This is a genomic window from Actinoallomurus sp. NPDC052274 (assembly GCF_040679475.1).
GTDB classification, from domain to species: domain Bacteria; phylum Actinomycetota; class Actinomycetes; order Streptosporangiales; family Streptosporangiaceae; genus Actinoallomurus; species Actinoallomurus liliacearum.
Map to the genome: position 1 here is coordinate 70,071 of NZ_JBFAUT010000005.1, position 21,263 is coordinate 91,333.

A 21,263-nucleotide genomic window follows, 5' to 3' on the forward strand; every position below is an offset into this window, starting at 1 on the left:
CCGAGGCCGTCGGTGGTGCCGCCGGGGCAGCCCTTGGTGGTGTGCCACTTGGTTCCGGCTGTAGGTGATCAACTAATTGAGCAGCCTGGCGATCAAGGAATTGAACGGTGATGACGGAGACCGCCATCACGTTATTGAGCATGCTCACGACGTACGAGTCCGGAATGTCTCGTTCATCCTGAACGTTGCCAGGCGCGGACGGGTTGGTCAAAGGTATGCAGGCCCTTGGCCAGGATTGCTGGTTCCTGTGCGGGCAGCGCTCCATGATCGATGAGTAATTTGCCCGAACTCCAGGCTGATGGCTCGCCGTCGATGTGGAAGTGTGATCGCGGTTGCCGCCTGCCTTCCGCCGTCTCGCGCGCTGGGCGCCGCGCTCCAGCTCATCGTGGAGTGCTGGGAACAGGATCGGTGTGCCGTCGATCCGCTGCCCTACCTTTCGCCGTCGTCGGCGGGCCGTAGGGCCGCCCGTGCCCTGGCAGTGCGGGCGCACGCGAGAATCGGATACGGCAGCAGCAGGAACGTGATCACGACGGCGTTCAAGAACACGCGTCCGATGGTCTCCATCGGCTCGTCATTCATCAACTCGAGCAGGATCCACAGCGTGACCAACAGGACCGGCCAACCCAGATGCGCGAACGCGCGGGGGGATGGCAGCCGCAACAGCTTCGCCGCCTGAACGCCTGTGACCGCGGCCAGAGCGGGCGTCAGGAACGCGGCGAACACCATCCGCCCGAAGGAGCCCCGCACCGGCCCCTCGAAGAACCCATATGGCTGTTCGAGGCCCACCACGATGACGGCCATCCCGACCGTTCCGGCGATCAGCAGCGCTACGACGCCCGTGAGAAGCCCGCGTGCCGACGCCAAGACCAGTCCGGCTCCAAGCGACCGCATATTGTCCGGTTCGTCCCGCATGCTTAACCATGATGGTGCACGGCACCGGCGTTCCGCACACGAATGATCAAGGCCCTATCGTTGTGGTTTGTCGGTGTCGACGGAGGACGCGGGGCGTCCGGGGCGTTTGTTGGGCCGGTAGCTGGGGCCGTCCATGAACACCTGGTAGGAGTTGTTGATCAGCCGGTCCAGCAGGGACTCGCCGACGACCTTGTTCGGGAACAGCGGATACCAGTCCTTCGGTGCCCGGTTGGAGGTCAAGATCAGCGGCTTACGGGCCACGGCGCGTTCGCTGACCAGCTCATACAGGTCATCGGCTTGGGTGGCTTTGAGCTCGCGCATCGCCCAGTCGTCCAGGATGAGCACGGCGGGGCGGGCGAGTTCGGCCAGGCGTTTGTTCCATGATCCGTCGGCGTGCCCGCCGGACAGGTGCGCCAGAGCGCGGGAGGCCTTGATGAACCGGACGTCGTAGCCGGCGCGGATGACAAGCTGCCCCAACGACTGAGCGACATGCGTCTTACCGACCCCGACCGGGCCATACAGGATGACCGAGCTGCCCTCGTGCAGCCAGTTCAAGGTGGCCAGGTCCCGGATAACCGCGGCGGGGATTTTGGTCGAGGCCTTGAAATCGAACCCTTCCAGGGTGACTTGTTCTTCGAACTTGGCGCGGCGTTGCCGGCGGGCGATGGCGGCGGGCGATGGCGGAGGCTTCGCGGCGGTTAATCTCGTCCTCGCACAACGCGAGTAGGAACTCCACGTGCCCAAGGTCGCCGGCGTGTGCCTGGGTCAGGCGGGCGTCTAGGGTCTCCAGCATTCCCGACAGTTTCAGCTTGCGCAGCGCTTTGTCCAGCGCGCCGATCTCGAACTGGCTGGTCATCGGTCCGTATCCTTATCCGTTGTCTGATTCACTTTCGGGCGCCCGGCCGCCACGCCGGGCACCCGATGCCGTTGGGCCAGGGGTACCGGGGAGGTCGGGCGGTCAGGATGCTTCGGCTGACCGCGCCGCCGACAGCGGGACGACGTTGTCGGCGAACAGGCCCTGTGGGCCGCGCAGGAACGCCGCCGCGCCGCCGTCACCCGCGGGCTCATCGGCCGGCACCGCTTGGTCAGGTGCGGCGGCCAGGATGCCTTTGATCGTCCGGTAAGACGGGTCGTCGGCGGTCAGGGCCTTGGCGCAGGCCGCCTCCAGCCGGTCGGCGTCGTGCCGGTCGGCCAGCCCGAGGACGCCCTGGGCACTGCGCAGGTGATGCAGCGCGTTACCGGCCAACAGTTCTTCGATCACCGCGACGCAGGCCGGGCCGACCTCGGCGGCGCGCCGGCGGCACCACACCGGGGCGCGCTGGAAGAACGCGATCTTCTCCGGTGGGTAGTCGTTCAGATCGGTCTGCTTACCCTTCGGCTTACGAACGTGGGTCTTGATCAGCTCACCCTCGAGAAACAACTGGACCGCGTTCGCCGTGGAGCGGGCATCGATGGTCTTGCCGATGTACTTCCACGGCACCGAGTACAAGGTCTTGCCGACCTTGACGTGGATGTCCGGGCCGACCTTGCCCCGCGACCCGCCCGCATCGCCGGCGCCACGTACTTGCTGATCGTGTTACGCGCCACACCCAGACTGGCTGAGATGTCCTTGATCGACCGGCTCGCATACCAGTGCGTCAAGATCTCGGCGATATCGACCATCTCGAAGGTTCTCCTCGCCACGGCTCCCCCGACACCGTTGAAAAGACCCCCAGAGGATCTTGGGTCGCCGCTGACCAGATCCACCCGACACGCGCACGTCGTGAGCATGCTCAATAACGTGATCGCGGTTCGCCAGATCGTGCTCAAAACCGTGATCGCACCGCACGACTCCGGGCTCAATTACATGATCGGGTGCTCAATAACGTGATCGTCGACAGTTCCGGCGAAGGCCGAACGTCCGGGCCGCAGCGTGACGGTCATACCGGGACCGGGGTAGTTCACCTGGGTCGCGGGAATCGCGGTGTAGTTGTTCCGCCCGCCCTCCCCGAGCGGTGTCCAGCCGGCCGGCAGGTAGCAGGTTTCGCTCGACCGGTTGGTGAGGGTCAGCGTGGCGATCGCCTTTTCCGCTTCCAGCTCCGCTCCCAGTCCGTTGGAGCTGGGATCTTGAATCTGCAGATCGGCGTTGAGCTCGGATGCCATCAGCTCGGCGTGTCACCCCCGATCGGTGCGCGCCGCGGCCGCCTTCCCGTCGTGGGTGCCATTGGTGGCCGGTGCCGTCTGCGCCGACGAACCCGGCGCCGTCTGCGCCGATGAGCCCGACGCCGTCGACACCTTGCCGTCGACGTTGCAGCCGGTGAGGGCCAGAGCGGCCATTCCGACACCAAAAGCCAGAGCGGCAGTCGTACGCAGGTTCTTGAACTGCATGGATAAAACCTCCCCGGTTGCTTACTGACTCGACCAATAAGTTCGATGTCCGGCAATGCCGTGGATGTTCACAGGAAGATCCGGATTCCCCATTTTTCTGCCGTGACGGATGTCACGCGAATCTGGAAGGCCAACAAAGCATCTTTTAGAGAAATCGCCCTGCCCTGGGCGGTCGGCTCCGTGGCACTGCGGCGCGGGCGACCCACGGTCGTCCAACCCGTGGGAGCCGCCGCGGCGTGAGGTGTCCAAGGACGCACGAATGGCTGAACAAGGACAGTCGATGATCGGCGAATGTACAAGTGGTCCAGCAGGGTAGTTTTTCGAACTAAGGGACCCTGAGGGCCGAGTGAAGTGTCGGAGTTCCTGAAATATTGCACTGGTTCACCAGCAGGTTCTTGACCTCTGGCGCGGTCGTCGGCTGCCGGTGTGGACGGACTGCTGGCTATGTTTCCACGATGGCGAGGTGGTCGGCGGTCCCCCCGCGCCATTCGACCAGGAAAAGGGTCGCGTCGTCGGTGGTGACCCCGCCACGTTCCCGCATCAGCGCGTGGGACAGGGCCCGCACCATTTCCCGCACACTCTGACTGACGCGCCCAGTGCTCTCGACGAAGTCGATCAGGCGTTCCTCACCGAACTGCTCCCCACCGGTCTCGTGCTCCTCGACGAGACCGTCGGTGAAGAACAGGACCCGGTCGCCGGGGCGGAGCGCTTGTTCGCTGATCAGCGGCTGGGCGCCGCCGAATCCGACCGGCAAGGTTCCGGGGCTCTCCAGCCTCTTGATCACCCGACGATCGCGGATCAGCAGCGGTGCGGGATGCCCGGCGTTGACCCATTGCAGGTGCCCTGTTGTGATGTTCAGGCGCATCATTTGCGCCGTGACGAATTGGTCGGGCCCGAACTGCGCGTCGATGGACGTGTCCATGAAGGCGTAAAGTTCCGCGAGCCCGATGTCGGCGCGTCTGGCGTGCCGGTAGGCGCCGATGGCCACGGTGGCCAGTACGGCGGCGTTCAGCCCGTGGCCCATCGCGTCGACGACGGCCATGTGAAGGATGTCGTCGTTGAGGGCATAGTCGAAACTGTCGCCGGCGACGTCGTAAGCCGGCTCGAGGATTCCGGCCACCGCGACCTGCGGAGTGACCATGGCCAGCGGGGGCAGCAGTGACCACTGGATCTCCGCGGCCACGCTCATCTGCTCGCGACGCCGGGCCCGGAAGAACTCATCGGTATAGCTGTTCTTGGTGACCAGCATGCCGGCGATCAGACCGGCCAGTCGCCGCAGCAACCGCCGGTCGTCATCATCGACGGTGTCGAGGGTGACCGCCATGACCCCCACTTCGTCGCTGCCGTCCAGAAGCGGCAGGAACATCCGTACGCCGTCGGCCAGCGGCTGTTCGACGGGGAGCGCGCGAAGAAAAGCCCGGCCGGCCAGGGACTCATCGATGCTCTCAGCGGCGCCCACCGTGAGCCCCCGACCCGAGAGAGGCGCGAGCAGCAGGTGGTCATAGTCCTGCAAGAGGATCGAGATGTCCCGACCACCGATTTTGGCGACCTCTTCCGCGACCAGCGGGGCGATCAGCTGGGGCGGCATCTCATGAGCCCGGTCAAGCAGTGCCCCCAGCAGCCGCTCACCGAACCCTTCCGAGCGATCAATCCCGATCTTGCGAGACTCCGGCTCGTTCTTCATTCCCCCACACCAGTCTTTGCCCGTAACGTCTCATGTCACCTACTCCACGCGGCTGACGCGATCAATCCCATCGCGACGGGCAACTGTCGCTCCACGTGCCTCAACCGGGCGGATACCGACCAGCGCCATCGGCACATGGCGTGCGCCGATGGCTCGGCATCGCCACCACCGCCCACCACAATCGCATCCTCACCGTGCTGAAGGGGCATGGGCGCGCCCCTTGTACAGGCTCGCACGGCGTGCGTCCCCCCGGTTCGGAGAGCGCCGGCGCTCTGGACGACGCGTCAAGCTCTTGCACGCGGGTACGACCCGCCACACGGGCAAGGGCCATCTTCGGCGGTTAGACGATGGAGCCACGGTCATGAACGATCGATCACCAGCCGCCCCGAACGGCCCCACAGGCAGGCCGCCTCCGACGGCCATCAGGCCGACTCCGCCATCGCTCCCGCCGGAGATCATCGCCACGAGGAGCGGGCCGGACCGGTCGCACATCATCGGACACGATCGAGCGCCGATGGCAGCGGCAGGGTCACCCGGCGACGGTGCGGCACCAGGTCCGCCGACGACGGGTGAGATCCAGCCAGGCGAAGCGTCCGAAAGGCGCGCCGGCGACGGTCTGCCGGCAGCGCCGAATCGCGATTTCGGTGCTCCGGGGGAGCCCCCGGACGGCCATGCAGGCGACTCGGCCAGGGTATGGCAGAGCCTGACCGACGAACATGACCGCATCGCCCACAATCTGAACGACACCATCGTCCGCCAGATGTTCGCCGTGAGCATGCACCTGCACATCGCCTTGACGCGTATCGACGACGCCCACGCGACCGAAAGGATCTGTCACGCCATCGGCGGGCTGGACGAAGCCATCAAGGATCTTCGCATCACCACTTTCGGGTTCCGGCGGTCCGAACGCACTCCAAGACCGTCGCCCTGCCGACACCAGCAGGAATCGTAGCGGTGGGCACGATGTTCGCAGGCACGAGAACGGCTTCGTCCTCGGCCACGCGGACAGAGCCGGAGGTGCCGGCGCGCGGCACGCGCAATCATGCGTGACTCCCATCGGGGCCCGAGGATCCGGCCATCGCCCTCGGGCACTTCTCGAAGATGGGCAAACGGTTGCCCGTGGCGAAGATCTCGTTCGGCCGGCCCCTCGACCGGGCGGCGGGCCGGGACATGCATACCCGGCTCCGGCCCCGCCTGTGCGCGCCAGACATCGTGTGCGCCGGCTCTTCCTCTGGCCCGACGGCCGACCTGAACGGCCTGACGACGTGGCGATGCTACGACCAGGGCTCCGGTGAGCCGGACCGGTCCTCGTTCGGGCCACCGGCCGTACGTGCCCGGCGTTCGGTGAACCGGGTCGCCGTCACCTCCAGCCGTTCCAGGAACTCCGCCAGTTCCTGGCGTGCCTTGTCCCCGTCGCCGTTCAGGTCTTCCCGTTCGAAGACCCGCCATTGCCGCAGGACGGGGAGTACGACGTCGTCGAGGTGGATGCGCGGGTCGTAGATGCCCGCGTTGGCGATGGCGGCCGACTTCCGCAGGAAGCCGTCGATGGTGTGGCCGGGCATCTGGAAGTTGGTCACGACGTCGGTGACGGCGCGCATCGTCTCGTCGGGGGACAGCTCGAAGGCCGCGGCGAGCAGGTTGCGGTAGAAGAGCATGTGGAGGTTCTCGTCGGCGGCCACTCGCGCCAGCAGCCGCTCGCATACCGGGTCGCCCGAGGCCTTGCCGGTGTTGCGGTGAGAGACGCGCGTCGCCAGTTCCTGGAACGAGACATAGGCCAGAGTGTGGAGCATCTTGTCGCCGTGGTCGGCCTGGTAGCCGCCCTGCATGTGCGTCATGCGGGCCCGTTCGAGCGCGACCGGATCCACGGCCCGGGTGACCGTGAGGTAGTCGCGGATCACGATCCCGTGCCGGTTCTCCTCGGCCGTCCAGCGGTCCACCCAGGTGCCCCACGCGCCGTCCCGCCCGAAGATGGCGGAGATCTCGCGGTGGTAGCCCGGCAGATTGTCCTCGGTGAGAAGGTTGACGACCAGCGCCTCCTTCGCGGAGGGCGAGATCGTGGAGTCCTCGGGTGACCATGCTTCACCGTCCAGCGGACCGTCGAAATCCCGGCCGAGGCTCCACGGCACGTACTGATGCGGGAACCACTCCCTCGCCGTGGCCAGGTGACGGTCGAGCTCGGCCGCGACGACCGGCTCGAGCTCGATGAGCAGCTCGAACGTCGTCTCCGGCCCGGCTGTGTACGGCATGTGATCCCCCCGAATCGTGCCATGAACGGCGCCTCGCCGGCGTCAGTGATCTTTATCCCCTGAGCCTGCTCTCCCATGCCCCGTGTCATGGCCACGGCGCGGTTCGGTCGTTCCCGCCCATTGGGAGGACGCCGGCTCATGGGTCAGGCGGTCACGCCGCCGTGCGGTGAAGGGCCGGCAGGTGGCCGAGCCGTGTGGCGGCGAGGGCGGGGTGAATGACGAAGGCGCGGTCGAGCCCGGTGATGCGCAGGAGCTTGGTCACGTTGGGGCGGGGTGCGGCGAGCGTGAGGGGGACGCCGTGCAGGCCGGCGCGGCGCCAGGCGCCGACCAGCAGGGCCAGGCCGGAGGCGTCGCAGAAGGGAACGGCGGACAGGTCGATCACGACGGGTTCCGTGGTGTTCGCCACGATGGTGAAGAGCCGGGCGCGAAGGGGGGCGGTGGTCGCGATGTCGAGTTCTCCGTGGATCGCGATGATGGTCTGGCCGGATGCCCGTCGGCTGAGCAGCCTGGTTCGAGTGGTGGAGTGATGCATCGGTGAGCTCCGATCGAGATGACACGGCCGGGATCGGCCGTGATAAGCGGGGATGCGAGGCGGAATTCGCCTCAGCGTGAAACGTGTGACCCTTTGGGGCAGCGCGCCCGGTTGCGCCGGACGGTCGGATCACGGCAACGAGCAAAGCCGCTGAAAGCCGCGTCCGTCTGATGGCGTGGGGCGGGGCCGGAAACCGGCGGAGGAGAGCGCGTCGCTGTCCGGCGGCATGATCGCCGACCTGTCTTGGCCTGTGATTGAGGGCCGAGCTAGTAGGTACGCCGGGAAGGCGTCGGCTCGGCTGCCGGCACGAAGGCTCCTCGGTTGTCTCCGAGCATATCTCTTCGCCGCGCGATCGGGTCGGTAGTCACGCCCGTCCAACGGTAAGGTCCGCAGCGGTTTCGGCCTACGGGGCGACCATTACGCCGAGTCAGAAAGTCACGCCTCTTCCGCAGATCGTGACGACAACGCGGGCCGCGACGACGAGGGAGAAGTTGACGAGCAGCGTATGAGGCTGGTTGGTTCCCTGCTCGGCGACCAACAGCCGCGCCACCGCTCCATTCTGCATCCAGCCCGCCAGTTGATCTTCCGTGGGGGGCTCGTCGAGGAGTAGCAGCTTCCAGTCCGTAGTCTGCCCCACCACCCGCAGATGAAGCTCGGCCATGGGCTTGGATTCAGGCATCTCGATCCCCGTAGTCGCCTCAAAGGGAAGTCTACGACCTGAGCGCGGCCGGGGTCCTGGTGGGTGGGACCGCATGGGCGGGACCCGCACCTCCGGCGCGAGCCCCGCGACACGCTGCAGTTACGTCAGGCGGGAACGATGTTCTCGGCCTGTGGGCCTCGCTGGCCCTGCGTGATGTCGAACTGGACCTTCTGCCCCTCCTGCAGCTCGCGAAAGCCCTGAGCGGCGATGTTCGAGTAATGCGCGAAGACGTCGTTGCTGCCGTCGTCCGGCTGAATGAAGCCGTAGCCCTTATCCGCGTTGAACCATTTAACGGTGCCTTTGACCATGATTGCTCCTTCGGATGTCGTCAAAACCCACGCCATGTGGGCTTCAGTCGCCGAAATGCCCCCGACCGGAGGAATCCGGCATAAATAAGAATGCGCCTGTGGTCGAACCAGCAGGCGCACATAAAGTCTATGGGAACCAGAACTGCAACTATCGCTAAGTTATCACATGAAAATGAATCCGCAGCTCGGTCGCATCAAAAACTTCATCGTCCGTTGCGCCGAGCCTGTCGCTCGGCGATGGCGGCCACCACCTCGGTGACATGGCGGCGGCACACTGGATCACGAGAATGACGTCCGCTGAACCAATTGGTGTCCACGACCAGCTCTGCGGGATCGCCACACAGGCAGGCATCCGACGCGTCCGGCGGCAGGGGCTGGACGTTTGGCCGCTGGCTGGCCCGTCTCGAGCGGAGATCCACGGTCTCAGGATGATCGGCCCGCTCGGTACGGCCGGTCTCTGGAGGGTGTCCGCTGGGAACGCTCTGCGGTCTCGGTGTTTTGGGGGCTCGTGCGGCGAGTGGCCGGATGCCGGACATCATGCCCGCGTCCGCGCGGCTGTCGGGTGGTTGGGGTGTCATGTCCGCCGACCCGTCCCGGCCGTGAAGGCCGCATCAGTGAGCGGCCGAGAACACACCGACTCCGCCGTCGGCGCGTGATCCTCAGCCGTACCGACCGTATCGCGATCAGCTGTACCCGTCACGGCCGGGATCGCCTCCGGCACCGTCGGCCCGAGCGCCAGGCGGTCATCTGGAGCAGGGTACGTAGACCCGCCGACGACCGCCGTGTAGTGACCGCTGCGAGAGAGGACAAGCGGCCGGAACGCCGGATTCTCGGCGGCCTGCTCCGCGATTGTCTTCAGGCGCCGGCGCTCTGGGTTGCCGCGAGTCGCGGGGAGCGGCGGTTCCGCCGGCCGCGACGGCCCGGCGCGGAGCCGCCGTTTCGGGAGCCTGGGGTGCCTGGAGAAGGCAGGGTGACGGGGATGCCGGAGGGCGTGCGGGCACCGGTGATGCGGGTGAGTTCGGCATCGCCGGACCGCACTCGCGCGGAGTGCGGCGTGATTCCGGCGGTGGCCATCAGCCGGTCCATTTCGCGGCGCTGATTGGGCAGGACCAAGGTGACGACGGTACCGGATTCACCCGCGCGGGCGGTGCGGCCGCCCCGATGCAGGTAGTCCTTGTGGTCGTTGGGCGGATCGACGTTGACGACCAGGTCCAGTCCATCGATGTGGATGCCGCGCGCGGCGACGTTGGTGGCGACCAGTACCGTCACGTCGCCCGTGCGGAACCGCTCCAGGGCGCGGTTACGCTGCGACTGGGACTTGCCTCCATGCAGTGCCGCGGCGCGTGCACCCCCGGTCAGCAGCTTGCGGGTCAGCCGGTCGGCGGCGTGCTTCATGTCGACGAACATGATGACGCGGCCATCGCGGGCGGCGATGTGCGCGGTCGTATCGTGCTTGTCCGCCTCCGTGACGTGCAGGAGGTGGTGCTCCATGGTGGTCACCGCCCCGGCCGACGGGTCGACCGAGTGGGTCACCGGATCGGTGAGGAAACGGCGGACCAGACGGTCGACGTTGCGGTCCAGAGTCGCGGAGAACAGCATCCGCTGGCCTTCCGGGGCCACCTGGGCCAGCAGCGCGGTGACCTGCGGCAGGAAACCCATGTCGGCCATTTGATCCGCCTCGTCCAGGACGGTGATGCGTACGTGGTCCAACCGGCAGGCGCCTCGGTTGATCAGATCCGCGAGGCGCCCCGGGGTGGCGATCAGGATCTCCGCGCCGCGGTTGAGAGCGGCGACCTGTCGTGAGATCGATACGCCGCCGACGACGGTGGCCGATCGAAGGTCGACGGACGTGGCATAGGGGGTTAGTGCGTCGGTGACCTGCTGGGCCAGTTCCCGGGTGGGGACGAGCACCAAGGCCAGCGGTCTACGCGGCTCAGCGCGCCGACCGGCGCTTCGAGCCAGCATCGCCAGCCCGAACGCGAGGGTCTTTCCCGAGCCCGTACGGCCGCGGCCGAGGACATCGCGGCCGTTCAGCGCGTCCGGAAGGGTCGAGGCCTGGATCGGGAACGGTTCCGTCACGCCCTGCCGGGTCAATGTGGACAGCAGGGCCGCCGGCAGCTCCAGCTCGGCGAACGACGCAGCCGGGGGAAGGGGGGGCGTGGAACTCACGGGCAGTGCGAAGTCGCTCTGCGGCCGGGCGGCCGGTTGACGCGAAGCTCCGGTACGGGTGTGGGAGGAGTGACCGCGGGACGAACGGGTGGGACGGGTCATGCGTAAGCCTTCCTGAAGCGGCACGTCTCGAGGAAGGCTCCGCAGCCCATGGCCTGGAGCAATCACAAAACGAACCGAAGTGAGCCGCGAAACAGCGCCGAAGACGAAGATGTACGGCGTCAAGACGGCCGAGGCCCTTCGCGGAAGGGCGTCTGAGGGCCGAACTCAGATGGGCTGCACCGGCCTGGGGCCGGGGACACGGGGCCGTGGGCCGGATCTCCACCGAAGGGTCGCACCCTGGACGACAGCCGTCGTTATCGCTGGAAACATGAGATCCCAGGCCGGCTGGCAGGGCCCGGACCTTCGCGTACGGGCCTACGGCATACCGCGTGATGCTCAGGCAGGAATGATGTTCTCCGCTTGGAGGCCCTTCTGGCCCTGCGTGATGTCGAACTGGACCTTCTGCCCCTCTTGGAGCTCACGGAAGCCCTGGGCCGCGATGTTGGAGTAGTGGGCGAAGACGTCCGCGCCGCCGCCGTCCTGCTCGATGAAGCCGAAGCCTTTTTCCGCGTTGAACCACTTCACGGTGCCGGTAGCCATATCTGTTTCCTTCCGGGGCCTTGACGGAACCCGCACTCTGCGAGCCTCGCGTCGCCGTAATGACCCCACCCGGATGACTCCGGTGAAAAAGGCGCCTGAAGTGAAGATCGGCAGGCGTACATGAAGTCCATGGAACCACAACTGCAACCATGCGACCTTACCATCGGTAGCCGAAGCAAGCAACCTGCCGCGCCTGCCGTCTCACGCCACCAGCCTGGCCCCGCGGGCCGACGCCGACCTCAAGCTCGTCTCGGACCACTTCGGGCACTCGTCCATTGCGCCGACCACCGATGCGAATCAGCGGCCCACACGAGCACCCGAACCGTCGGTAAAACGTGCGCTCGAACCCCACCACAGCCATGTCATTGACGTCATCGACCCAGCGGTGACGCTCACCGGGGCGGCGATGAAACGAGGACATCGACCCGCTCGACCGGCATGTCCAGCGCGGTAGAGAGGGCCCGCAGTTCATCGCGTTCCCGCGTGGTTATTCCCGGGGCGAGACGGTCCAGGACCGTGATCAGCTGGTCGACGGCCTGTTCCCACTGCCCGGCGGCGGCCGAGCCGGTGATCTGCCGGAGCGTGCTCGTGGGAACCCGGTCGGTGTATCGGCCGGGCAGGCCGCGCATCGCACCGGCCAACGCTTCGCGCTGTCTCGGCGTTGTCGGCGTGCTCTCGATCTGGTAGCGCCAGCGCTGGATCACCCGATCGCCGGTCCGGCGAACGACCCACAACGCCGTGGTCCAGACGGCCAGCATGCGCCCTCCTCGAGCCGTGGTGACTTTCATCGGTCCGTCGCCCGCGTTATCCCGAGGAACGCCTTCGCTCACTGCTCCAATACCGCCGCCCAGGGCTTCCGGAAAGCTGCGGAAGGACAGCAGGTGGGGTCGGACATCACGCTCGGGGTCCCGCACATGGCTGCCGACCCATCCTCTTTCCCGCCTTCGCGGCTGCCTCAGTTCGGGCGCCCCGCCGGGAGGTCCGGGGAGGGTGCGCCGTCGTCGAGCCAGCGGCCGATCTCACCCCGCTCATCTTGCCGGGCGTCCTCGATCACCATCGGGCGTACGCTGCCGGCGCCCGCAGGGCGAAGTCCCCGGCCATCTGAGCGAACACCATCGTCCGGGACCGCGTGGCGCGTGTTCGTCCCGACCGTGTTCTCGATGCCGGCGGCGGCGAGGATCTCCTCGGGCCTGCCGCTGTTCTTGCCTGCGGCCGCCATCGCCAGGGCGGCCTTCGCCGAAGCCCTTGACGCCCGGGACGGTATGACCAGTAGCAGGATGTGGTCCTGCGGGCCGCGGGTCACGATGATCTTGTGGTTCACGTCGGCGAACCGACCGACCCGCACCACGTGCCCGCCGACCGTGAGGCGGCGGGGAATGTCATCCCAGTCGCGGGCATCGATACCGAGCCGCAGAATCACGCCGACCCGCGGGTTCAGCGACGAGATGAGGAGCGGCAGCTCCACGCTCGCGTCACGGGAACGCGGCCACCAACCGCCGTCGAGGATTCCCCGGCGCTTCAACGCCGGATCCAGGCTCAACCTCGACGCCGGCGGGATGACGGAAGAAAGGAGATCTGTGGGATCAACGTGCGGTGCCATGACGTCGGCCCCGTCCTCGGTCCCGAAGGGAACCGGATTTTCAAACGCCCAGGACGACGTCAACTTGGCCATCGGCGCACGAAATGCCCTCGGTAAATAAATCATACCCAGAAGAATCCGACGCGAACCGATGTGGCGCTTTTGATTCCGCTGTCATCTCGCCCATCAACGGCGTCAGCATGCGCGGTCTCCATGCCGGGTACCACGGGATCATGGGGGCTGAGCTGATCGATGGGGGCGACCGGCGGTCGAGGTTCTGGCCGCAGGCCCTTCGCTGGAGACCTGCTTCTTGAGCACGCCCGGCTCCGCCGTCCGGTCGGCCGTCTTGCGGCGGTTGGCGGGCGCCGTACGGTCGCTGACCACGCCGCTGCTTCCGGATGACTATCTGGCGCTGTTCGATCCGCTGTTGTGCGGGTCGGAGGTACGCGGCCGGATTCAGGCGATCCACCCGGAGACCGCGGACGCGGTGACGCTGGTGATCCGTCCCGGCCGTGGCTGGGTCCGGCACAGGCCGGGGCAGTGGGTCCGGATCGGCGTCGATATCGCGGGGGTGCGTCACTGGCGGACCTTTTCGGTGTCCTGCCCGCCGGGACGCCCGGACGGATGTATCACCATCACCGTCAAGGCGGTCCCGGACGGACTGGTCTCCCGCTACCTGGTGCGGCAGGCGGCGCCTGGCGTGATCGTCCACCTGGGCGCGCCGGATGGGGAGTTCGTTCTCCCGGAGCCGCCACCGCCGCGGCTGCTGTTCCTGACGGCCGGCAGCGGGATCACGCCGGTGCGGGCGATGCTGCGCGGCCTCCTGTCCCCCGCGGCTACGGGAGGCGCGGCGGAGCCCGGAGTCGCCGTGTCGCACCGAGATTCCGGGCGCCATGGGGTGCCCGACGTGGTCTTGATGCACTCAGCGCCTACGCCGGCGGACGTCATCTTCGGCGCGGAGCTGCGGGCGTTGGCGGCGCGGTTCGCGAATCTGCGGCTGTATGAGCGGCACACGCGAACCGGGGGGCGGCTCAGGCCGGCCGACCTGCCCGATCTGTGCCCGGACTGGGCCGAACGTACGGCGTGGGTCTGCGGGCCGGCCGAGATGCTCCAGGAGGCCGAGGAGCACTGGGCCGGATCGGCTGATCGGCTGCATGTCGAGCGCTTTCGCCCGGCCGCGCCGACGGCCGGGGGGGAGGGTGGCCGGATCCGGTTCACCCGGAGCGGCCGGCAGACCGACGCCGACGGCGGTACGCCGCTGCTGATCGCCGGGGAGCAGGCGGGTGTCCTCATGCCGAGCGGCTGCCGGATGGGGATCTGCCACAGCTGCGTGGGACGGCTCGCCTCGGGGCGGGTACGTGACCTGCGCACCGGCCAGATCCACGGCGAAGCGGGCGACCTCGTCCAGACCTGCGTGTCGGCCGCCGCCGGACCAGTCGAGATCGAGCTTTGACGCAAAAAAGGGGGACCATGTCGACCACCGCGCTTGTCAGCCCGACCGACGTCGAGGAGTTCGGACGTGAGCTGGACAGCATCCGCGACGAGGTCATCGCGAGCCTCGGGGACAGGGACGCACGCTACATCCGCGGCGTCATCGCGACCCAGCGCAAGCTGGAGCTGGGCGGCCGCGTCCTGCTGTTCGCGTCCTGGCTGCCGCCCGCCTGGGCGGCCGGCACCGCGGCGCTGGCCACCGCGAAGATCCTGGAGAACATGGAGATCGGCCATAACGTTCTGCACGGGCAGTGGGACTGGATGCGCGATCCGAAGATCCACTCCACAACGTGGGAATGGGACGTCGTGTCACCGGCCGACCAGTGGAAACACTCCCACAACTTCGTCCACCACACCTGGACCAATGTGCTCGGCAAGGACCGTGACATCGGCTATTCGCTGCTGCGGGTCAGCCCGGAGCAACGCTGGCACCCGGTCTACCTTCTCCAGCCGATCTACAACGTGCTCCTCGCACTCGTCTTCGAATACGGAATCGCGCTGTACGACCTGGAGGTCGAACGCATACCGGCCGGGGACAAAAGTCTGAAAGAGACCTGGACGCAGCTACGCGCCATCGCCGGCAAGGTACGGCGCCAGATCATCAAGGACTATCTGGCATTCCCGCTGCTGGCCGGCCCCGGCTTCATGCCCGTCCTGCTCGGCAACCTCACCGCGAACCTGACCCGCAACGTATGGGCGCACACCATCATCTTCTGCGGCCACTTCCCCGAAGGCGCCGAGACCTTCACCGAAGAGCAGTTGGAGGGCGAGACCCGCGGCGAGTGGTACGTCCGCCAACTGCTCGGCTCCTGCAACATCGACGGCGGCCGCCTCCTGCACCTCATGAGCGGCAACCTCAGTCACCAGATCGAACACCACCTGTTCCCCGATATCCCGAGCAACCGGTACGCCGAGATCGCGCCACGAATCCGCGCACTTTGCGAACGATTCGAACTCCCCTACACCAGCGGCTCACTGGCCCGCCAGACCGGCTCGGTCTACAAACGCATCCTGCGACTCGCCTTCCCAGGACCTCGGCACCACGAGGCCCCACCGGCAGAACCACCAGCCTCAGATCTCCGGGCGATCGCCTGAAGCACGATGGGTTAACCCGCCGGTCTTTCAGCGGGCGGGTTCGGGTTCTTCGGTCGGGAGGGTGGCCGGGGACGTGGGATTCACCGGGGCCGCCGTTGGTCGCGGGTCGAGACGAGGAGTCCGGGCAGACGTGTGCGCCAAGCCGATGCCCTCCGGTCCAGGCCCGAGGCGGTCGAAGAAGCGGAGCAGTTCGACGGGGACGGGCATGACGAGGGTGCTGTTCTTCTCCGCGGCGACTTCGACGACGGTCTGCAGGAGTCGCAGTTGCAGGGCGGCGGGATCGGCGGCCATGGTGGCGGCGGCTTGGGCGAGCTTTGTCGAGGCCTGGAATTCGCCGTCGGCGGTGATGACGCGGGCTCGGCGTTCGCGTTCGGCTTCGGCCTGACGGGACATGGAGCGTTTCATCGTTTCGGGCAGTGCGACGTCTTTGAGCTCGACTCGTTCGACCTTGACCCCCCAGGGCGACTCGGTGGGGCCGTCGATGATCGCGGTGAGTTCGGTGTTCAGCCGGTCGCGCTGCGACAACAGGGCGTCCAGGTCGGCTCGGCCGATGACCGAGCGCAGCGAGGTCTGGGCGACTTGAGAGACGGCGAAGGGGTAGTTCTGCACGTTCACGGTGGCCTTGACCGCGTCGACGACCCGGAAGTAGACGACCGCGTCGACGCGAACGCTAACGTTGTCCTCGGTGATGCCGTCTTGGGCGGGGACGCTCATGGTGATGACCTGGACGTTAACCTTACGAAGCCGGTCCACGACCGGTGCGATGAAGGTGAGCCCCGGCAGCCGCACACCGTCTTGGAGGCGTCCCAGCCGGAACACGACGCCGCGCTCATACTGCTGCACGACCCGCACCGACAGCATCAGGGCCAGCAGGGCCACGGCGACAAGGACGACGGCGACGGTGATGATGACGGTCATGCCATCAGCCAACCGGCATGTCCCTGGCACGGAAAGCATGAACCTGAGCAGGGCTCATCACGTCAGCTGATGGGCGGCCGCCGGCTCGGCGTCTCAGCCGGCTGTCCGGTCCGGGATCGCCAGCCAGCCCAGTCGCTGCGACATCGCCCGCGCGCAGGTGACGATGGCGCGTACGTGATCGGAGGCGTCGGTCGCCCGCCACAGGATCGACCACGGGTAGTGGGAGACCGGTTCGATCAGCGGCCGCCAGATGGTTCCGGGGAGGGCGGAGATGCAGGAGGAGGGTACGCAGTACAGGCACCGTCCTGCGGCGACCAGTGCGGCGGCGGCGCGAATGCTCTCCACGCTGCCTTCGTAGACGGCGGGCGTGAACCCCGCCGACCGGCACATCTCAACCACGAACTGATTGAACTCCGGCGCCTGCACGTCCTCTGCGAGCAGCAGAGGCTCTTGTGCGAGCGTGGCGACCGGCACACCGTCCAAAAACGTGAAGCGGTGTCCCTCGGGGACCAGTACCCCCAGCGGGTCCTTGCGGAAGAGGTGTGAGGCCACCCCCGGCGGGGCGAGCGCGGCCCGTCCGATGCCCACGTCCAGGCGGCCGTCGAGGAGTTGCTGGTACTGCTCGGGCACGCCGGCCTCGACCTGGTGGATCACCAGACCGGGGTATCTGGCCTGGACCTCGTGCAGGATCTGCGGCATCGAATCGTAGCTCGCGTCGATGATGCCGACGCGCAGGCTGGGAGATGTTCCGGCCGCGCTGCGGGCGACCTGCGCGGCCCGGTCGGTGTGAGCGATGATCTGCCGAGCCTCGACCAGGAACGCCGCTCCCGCCGCCGTCAACCCGACGTGGTGGGTGCTGCGCTCCAGCAGGCGTACCCCCAGTTCGCGTTCCAGCCGCTGCAACTGCTGGCTCAACGCCGACTGCACGATGTGCTCGCGCGCGGCCGCCCGGCCGAAGTGCAGTTCTTCGGCCAGTGTCACGAAGTAGCGAAGCTGGCGAAGCTCCATGGCCGCCACCTCCACTCACCGGCCAGGCCGACCTGCCACCGTCGCCCGGCGCGCCCGGTATCCCAGGCGCCGGTCCATGCGCGTCATGTACAGACTCGCACGTGCCGCGGGCCGTGATCCAGGCCTGCGACGAGGCTCCCGTCGGTCGGCGCCATCGCCCGCGTCCGGAGTGGCTGCCCGTTGACCGCCGCGGGCGCTCGCCTGGTGATCAGGGCAGATGATGAGCCTTGCTCGGGTTGCCGGTTTCCATCCGGCCTCGATGCGGGTCGACTGGGAGTGAATCAGCCCGCGTGGCACCGCGCGGGTTCCGGGGAGAGGGGGCGCAGATGGCCGCGGATAGAGCCGGCATGGCGCTCAATGCGCGACGCATCAGCGGGAACGGGTCGGCACCCCGATGTGAGCATGTCGATGCGCTCGTTCCGGTGGCCCCCAACTCGAGCACGTGCTGGGAATGCCGGGCCACCGGTGAGCGCTGGGCCGGCCTTGTGGCGTGCCTGACGTGCGGATGGGTGGCGTGCTCGGATGACTCGCCCCGTCGGCACGCGCTCGCGCACTACGAAGAGACCGACCATCCGGTGGTACGCGCGTTGCGGCCCGGGCCGGCCTGGAGATGGTGCTATGTCCACCGGCGTGCCGTCTGAGCAGGCCACGCCCTCGTAACAGTCGAGCAGGCCACGCCCTGCGATCTTTCAACAGTCGAAGGAGTAAACAGAATGGTCGTCGACGCCGTAGAACCGGGCACACGCTCCCGCCGAGGGCCGCCCGCCGCCGGACGCGGGAGCGCGTACGCCGAGTTGTCCCGCCAGGTCAAGCGAGCGGGACTGCTCGATGGCCGGCCCGCCTATTACGCGTTGAAGATCGCGGCGAATCTCACGTTCTTCGCTGCCGGGTGGGTCGTCTTCGCCCTGCTCGGCCGCTCCTGGTGGCAACTGCTGGTGGCGGTCTTCCTCGCGGTGATGTTCACCCAGGTCGCGTTCGTCGGGCACGACGCCGGGCACAAGCAGATCTTCGGTTCCAAACGCGCGAACGACCTGCTCGGCCGCCTGCACGGTGGTCTGTTGGTCGGGCTGAGCTATGGCTGGTGGGTCGACAAGCACAACCGCCACCACGCCCACCCGAACCACGAAGGCCACGACCCCGACATCGCAGGCGGTGCCCTCGCCTTCACCCCGGACCAGGCTCGCGCGCGCCGCGGACTCGGCGTCCTGCTGGCCAAATGGCAGGCCTACCTGTTCTTCCCGATGCTCCTGCTGGAGGGGCTCAACCTGCACGTCGCAAGCGTCCGCGCGCTCCTGGGCCGCACCGGAACATCGCCGAAGGCGAAACCGACCGAGGCGATCCTGCTGCTCACCCACACGGCAGGCTATCTGGGGGCCCTGTTCCTCGTCCTGTCTCCCTTCCAGGCCGTGTGCTTCCTGCTCGTGCAGCAGGGCCTGTTCGGCGTGTACATGGGATGCTCGTTCGCCCCGAACCACAAGGGCATGCCCATCCTCAGCGAGGACGAAAAGGTCGACTACCTGCGCCGTCAGGTCCTGACCTCCCGTAACGTGCGCGGCGGCCGATTCACCGACTTCGTACTCGGTGGTCTGAACTATCAGATCGAACACCATCTGTTCCCCAGCATGCCGCGCCCCAGCCTGCGGCGCGCCCAGGCGCTGGTCCGCGCCTCCTGCGAACAGCACGGCATCACCTACACGGAGACCTCCCTCGCCCGTTCCTATGCCCAAGTGCTCCGCCACCTCCACGCGGCCGGCAGCGGCACTGTGTGACGGCGAAGCCGCCTGGCCGCGACTCGAGACCGGCGGATGACGCCCGCGCGGCGTGATCCACAAGGAAGGACCGGACGATGTACAGGCGAATCTTGGCCGCGATCGATTGGACGCCCAGTACGGAGGCTGTGCTCGACCAGACCCGGCAACTTGCGTCGCTGACCGGCGCCGCGGTCCTCGTTCTGCACGTGCGGGCCACCGACTTCCCCTCCCTGCCATCGATACTGGGCGCCCTGGCGAGTCAGGCACTGGCCGGCGAACCGGCAGAGAATGACGTGAGCAGCGTGGCGCGACGGATGGTCGACGACGCCGTGGTCCTCCTGTCCGCGGCGGGCGTGCACGCCGAGGGCCTGCTGCTGGAGAGTACGCCGGGATACACGCCACGAGCCGTACTGGATCAGGCACGGAAGCTGGAGGTGGATCTGATCGTCCTGGGTTCCCCGCACCACGGCGGCCCCTCCGCGCTGTTCCGGTCCAACGTCGCCGACGAGGTCTCCCGACACGCGAAGTGCCCGGTCCTCATCGTGCCCTGACATGGACCCGCACGACATGTCCGCCGACCGGGAAGCGGCGCGGGACGTCACCCGGACGCGTGCGTCGACGCCCACGCACAAGTCGCTGGGCCGCCCATCAGACGATCACCGGCCCGGCCCACGCCGAGCGGGGTTGCGCCCTTCTCGCATTGCATCCGTGGCCGGCCCGGGCGTCCGGTCCGCGGGAAGCGTCGCCGGGCCGGTTGGGTCGTCCTGGTTCCTGGGACCGGGGACGAGGGCACACTTGAGAGTGTCGGGGTCCGCGCCGAGGTGCGGACTGGGGGCCGGGGTCAGCCCGGCGGGGCCGCCCGCCTGGATTCCGCGCAGAGGGGGATCGGCCGTGCCTGACAAGATCGTACTTGTCCTACGATTCCACCCGGTGGGCGGGGAAGATGTCTCCGTGGTGTGCCGGGACTTCAGTGACGAGAATGAGGCGCTCGAAGCGGTCGCCCATGCCATAGACGAGCATCGCAGCCTGGTCCTGAACGAGGCGAGGTATGAGCGCGAGTCCGATGAGAGCGGCATCGTCATCAACATGGCCAATGTGGTGTCGATGCGGGTGTCGAGGACCAATGGCGCCGCGACGGGCCAGTACCTCTAACCGAAGCTGCTGCTGGGGACATGGACGGCTTCGAACGGCGTTCTCGTCGGTGTGCGGCGGGAGGGTGAGCAGGCCGACGCGGTGACCATCGGCACTGATCGCGATGAGCGGGCCGACCCGCAGGGTGTGGAACCAGCTGAGCCGCCCGACGCGGGTGTCGATCAGCTTCCGTGCCCTCGATGCGCAGCCGACTTGGCCCTGGAAGGCCAGGACCAGGCCCGGCGGCTCCGCGACCGGGTCGGTCGACGCTCGCTGTGCGCCGGCACGCCGGTCACGCACCGGTTCGTCGACGAGGTCATGGGTGAGTTGGCCGCGCTCAGCCCCGGCCGCTACCTGCACATGGGAGGGGATGAGGCGGCGCGCACCGACCCTCGCGACTATGTGCGGTTCGTGACCATGACCGGCGCGGTCGTCCACGGCCACGGCAAGGCGGTGATGGGCTGGGAAGAGATCGCCGCCGGCGACCTGCCACCCGGCTCGGTCATCCAGCACTGGCACACCACCAGCGCCGCCAACGCGCTGGCCCGGGTCGGCGTGCGCAAGGGCGCCAAGATCGTCATGTCCCCCAGCCCGCTGGCCTACCTCAACAGGAACGCCTCGGTACGCCAGTCCTATGAGTGGGAACCGGCCACCCTCGTGAACGGCGTCACCGAAACCGACATCCTCGGGGTGGAGGCCCCTTTCGGCTCCCGCGCGGGACAGAAGGGTT

Annotated in this window: 23 protein-coding genes and 1 pseudogene; 8 read left to right on the top strand and 16 right to left on the bottom strand. The window is 67.5% G+C overall.

Annotation, left to right across the window (positions count from 1 at the left end; all coding sequences use genetic code 11):
• Positions 1–429 precede the first annotated feature (429 nt).
• The 3 genes from AB0K82_RS06190 to AB0K82_RS06200 all read right to left on the bottom strand — a co-directional run bounded on the left by AB0K82_RS06190 (position 430) and on the right by AB0K82_RS06200 (position 2,392).
• Positions 430–912 carry a hypothetical protein gene (locus AB0K82_RS06190; RefSeq protein WP_364393368.1) on the bottom strand — a complete coding sequence of 161 codons (483 nt, stop codon included), beginning with the start codon at positions 910–912 and terminating at the stop codon, positions 430–432.
• Between the two features lie 54 nt (positions 913–966).
• Positions 967–1,656, bottom strand: a complete 690-nt coding sequence (locus AB0K82_RS06195) for an ATP-binding protein (RefSeq protein WP_364393370.1) — start codon at positions 1,654–1,656, stop codon at positions 967–969.
• Between the two features lie 214 nt (positions 1,657–1,870).
• Positions 1,871–2,392, bottom strand: a complete 522-nt coding sequence (locus AB0K82_RS06200; protein WP_364393372.1) for a hypothetical protein — start codon at positions 2,390–2,392, stop codon at positions 1,871–1,873.
• Between the two features lie 123 nt (positions 2,393–2,515).
• Here AB0K82_RS06200 and AB0K82_RS06205 point away from each other — a divergent pair, with 123 nt between their 5' ends.
• The gene (locus tag AB0K82_RS06205; RefSeq protein WP_364393374.1) at positions 2,516–2,782 is read left to right on the top strand and encodes a hypothetical protein; all 267 of its coding nucleotides are present in this window, start codon (positions 2,516–2,518) and stop codon (positions 2,780–2,782) included.
• Here AB0K82_RS06205 and AB0K82_RS06210 read toward each other — a convergent pair.
• From AB0K82_RS06210 to AB0K82_RS06220, 3 genes are all read right to left on the bottom strand, one after another.
• Positions 2,755–3,054 (bottom strand): DUF4232 domain-containing protein, encoded by a 300-nt coding sequence (locus AB0K82_RS06210; RefSeq protein WP_364393376.1) that lies wholly within the window; start codon positions 3,052–3,054, stop codon positions 2,755–2,757. The two genes, AB0K82_RS06205 and AB0K82_RS06210, sit on opposite strands and share 28 nt — an antisense overlap.
• Before the next feature lie 12 nt (positions 3,055–3,066).
• Positions 3,067–3,279, bottom strand: a complete 213-nt coding sequence (locus AB0K82_RS06215; RefSeq protein ID WP_364393378.1) for a hypothetical protein — start codon at positions 3,277–3,279, stop codon at positions 3,067–3,069.
• Positions 3,280–3,721: 442 nt separating this feature from the next.
• Positions 3,722–4,963 carry a PP2C family protein-serine/threonine phosphatase gene (locus AB0K82_RS06220; protein WP_364393380.1) on the bottom strand — a complete coding sequence of 414 codons (1,242 nt, stop codon included), beginning with the start codon at positions 4,961–4,963 and terminating at the stop codon, positions 3,722–3,724.
• A 514-nt stretch (positions 4,964–5,477) separates the two neighbouring features.
• Between AB0K82_RS06220 and AB0K82_RS06225 the strand changes: the two genes are divergently transcribed.
• A complete protein-coding gene (locus tag AB0K82_RS06225) occupies positions 5,478–5,915 on the top strand; it encodes a histidine kinase (protein ID WP_364393382.1) in 438 nt (145 codons plus the stop codon).
• 322 nt (positions 5,916–6,237) lie between these two features.
• On the opposite strand, the gene AB0K82_RS06230 is transcribed toward AB0K82_RS06225, so the two are convergent.
• From AB0K82_RS06230 to AB0K82_RS06265, 8 genes are all read right to left on the bottom strand, one after another.
• The gene (locus AB0K82_RS06230; RefSeq protein WP_364393384.1) at positions 6,238–7,209 is read right to left on the bottom strand and encodes an acyl-ACP desaturase; all 972 of its coding nucleotides are present in this window, start codon (positions 7,207–7,209) and stop codon (positions 6,238–6,240) included.
• Positions 7,210–7,360: 151 nt separating this feature from the next.
• Positions 7,361–7,741 carry an STAS domain-containing protein gene (locus tag AB0K82_RS06235; protein ID WP_364393385.1) on the bottom strand — a complete coding sequence of 127 codons (381 nt, stop codon included), beginning with the start codon at positions 7,739–7,741 and terminating at the stop codon, positions 7,361–7,363.
• A 427-nt stretch (positions 7,742–8,168) separates the two neighbouring features.
• The gene (locus AB0K82_RS06240; protein ID WP_364393387.1) at positions 8,169–8,420 is read right to left on the bottom strand and encodes a hypothetical protein; all 252 of its coding nucleotides are present in this window, start codon (positions 8,418–8,420) and stop codon (positions 8,169–8,171) included.
• Between the two features lie 125 nt (positions 8,421–8,545).
• On the bottom strand, positions 8,546–8,749 hold the full coding sequence (locus AB0K82_RS06245; RefSeq protein ID WP_364393389.1) for a cold-shock protein: 204 nt from the start codon (positions 8,747–8,749) through the stop codon (positions 8,546–8,548).
• Positions 8,750–9,604: 855 nt separating this feature from the next.
• On the bottom strand, positions 9,605–11,020 hold the full coding sequence (locus AB0K82_RS06250) for a DEAD/DEAH box helicase (protein ID WP_364393710.1): 1,416 nt from the start codon (positions 11,018–11,020) through the stop codon (positions 9,605–9,607).
• Positions 11,021–11,356: 336 nt separating this feature from the next.
• A complete protein-coding gene (locus AB0K82_RS06255) occupies positions 11,357–11,560 on the bottom strand; it encodes a cold-shock protein (protein ID WP_364393392.1) in 204 nt (67 codons plus the stop codon).
• Positions 11,561–11,952: 392 nt separating this feature from the next.
• Positions 11,953–12,318 carry a hypothetical protein gene (locus AB0K82_RS06260; protein WP_364393394.1) on the bottom strand — a complete coding sequence of 122 codons (366 nt, stop codon included), beginning with the start codon at positions 12,316–12,318 and terminating at the stop codon, positions 11,953–11,955.
• Between the two features lie 197 nt (positions 12,319–12,515).
• Positions 12,516–13,265 carry a DUF5994 family protein gene (locus AB0K82_RS06265; protein ID WP_364393396.1) on the bottom strand — a complete coding sequence of 250 codons (750 nt, stop codon included), beginning with the start codon at positions 13,263–13,265 and terminating at the stop codon, positions 12,516–12,518.
• Positions 13,266–13,449: 184 nt separating this feature from the next.
• Here AB0K82_RS06265 and AB0K82_RS06270 point away from each other — a divergent pair, with 184 nt between their 5' ends.
• Entirely contained in the window at positions 13,450–14,592 is a 1,143-nt protein-coding gene (locus tag AB0K82_RS06270) for a ferredoxin reductase (RefSeq protein ID WP_364393398.1), read from the top strand.
• A gap of 17 nt (positions 14,593–14,609) precedes the next feature.
• Positions 14,610–15,725 carry an acyl-CoA desaturase gene (locus AB0K82_RS06275; protein ID WP_364393400.1) on the top strand — a complete coding sequence of 372 codons (1,116 nt, stop codon included), beginning with the start codon at positions 14,610–14,612 and terminating at the stop codon, positions 15,723–15,725.
• A 27-nt stretch (positions 15,726–15,752) separates the two neighbouring features.
• Here the strand turns inward: AB0K82_RS06275 and AB0K82_RS06280 are convergent, their stop codons facing one another.
• A complete protein-coding gene (locus AB0K82_RS06280; protein ID WP_364393403.1) occupies positions 15,753–16,643 on the bottom strand; it encodes an SPFH domain-containing protein in 891 nt (296 codons plus the stop codon).
• A gap of 93 nt (positions 16,644–16,736) precedes the next feature.
• Positions 16,737–17,651 (bottom strand): LysR substrate-binding domain-containing protein, encoded by a 915-nt coding sequence (locus AB0K82_RS06285; protein WP_364393405.1) that lies wholly within the window; start codon positions 17,649–17,651, stop codon positions 16,737–16,739.
• A 347-nt stretch (positions 17,652–17,998) separates the two neighbouring features.
• On the opposite strand from AB0K82_RS06285, the gene AB0K82_RS06290 reads away from it, so the two are divergent.
• The 4 genes and pseudogenes from AB0K82_RS06290 to AB0K82_RS06305 form a co-directional block, all read left to right on the top strand.
• A complete protein-coding gene (locus AB0K82_RS06290) occupies positions 17,999–18,292 on the top strand; it encodes a UBP-type zinc finger domain-containing protein (RefSeq protein WP_364393407.1) in 294 nt (97 codons plus the stop codon).
• Between the two features lie 72 nt (positions 18,293–18,364).
• Positions 18,365–19,420: an acyl-CoA desaturase gene (locus AB0K82_RS06295; protein WP_364393409.1), complete on the top strand. Its 1,056-nt coding sequence runs from the start codon at positions 18,365–18,367 to the stop codon at positions 19,418–19,420.
• A gap of 77 nt (positions 19,421–19,497) precedes the next feature.
• The gene (locus AB0K82_RS06300; protein ID WP_364393411.1) at positions 19,498–19,953 is read left to right on the top strand and encodes a universal stress protein; all 456 of its coding nucleotides are present in this window, start codon (positions 19,498–19,500) and stop codon (positions 19,951–19,953) included.
• Positions 19,954–20,680: 727 nt separating this feature from the next.
• A pseudogene (locus tag AB0K82_RS06305) lies at positions 20,681–21,121 on the top strand (family 20 glycosylhydrolase); the annotation flags it as partial.
• Positions 21,122–21,263: the final 142 nt, after the last annotated feature.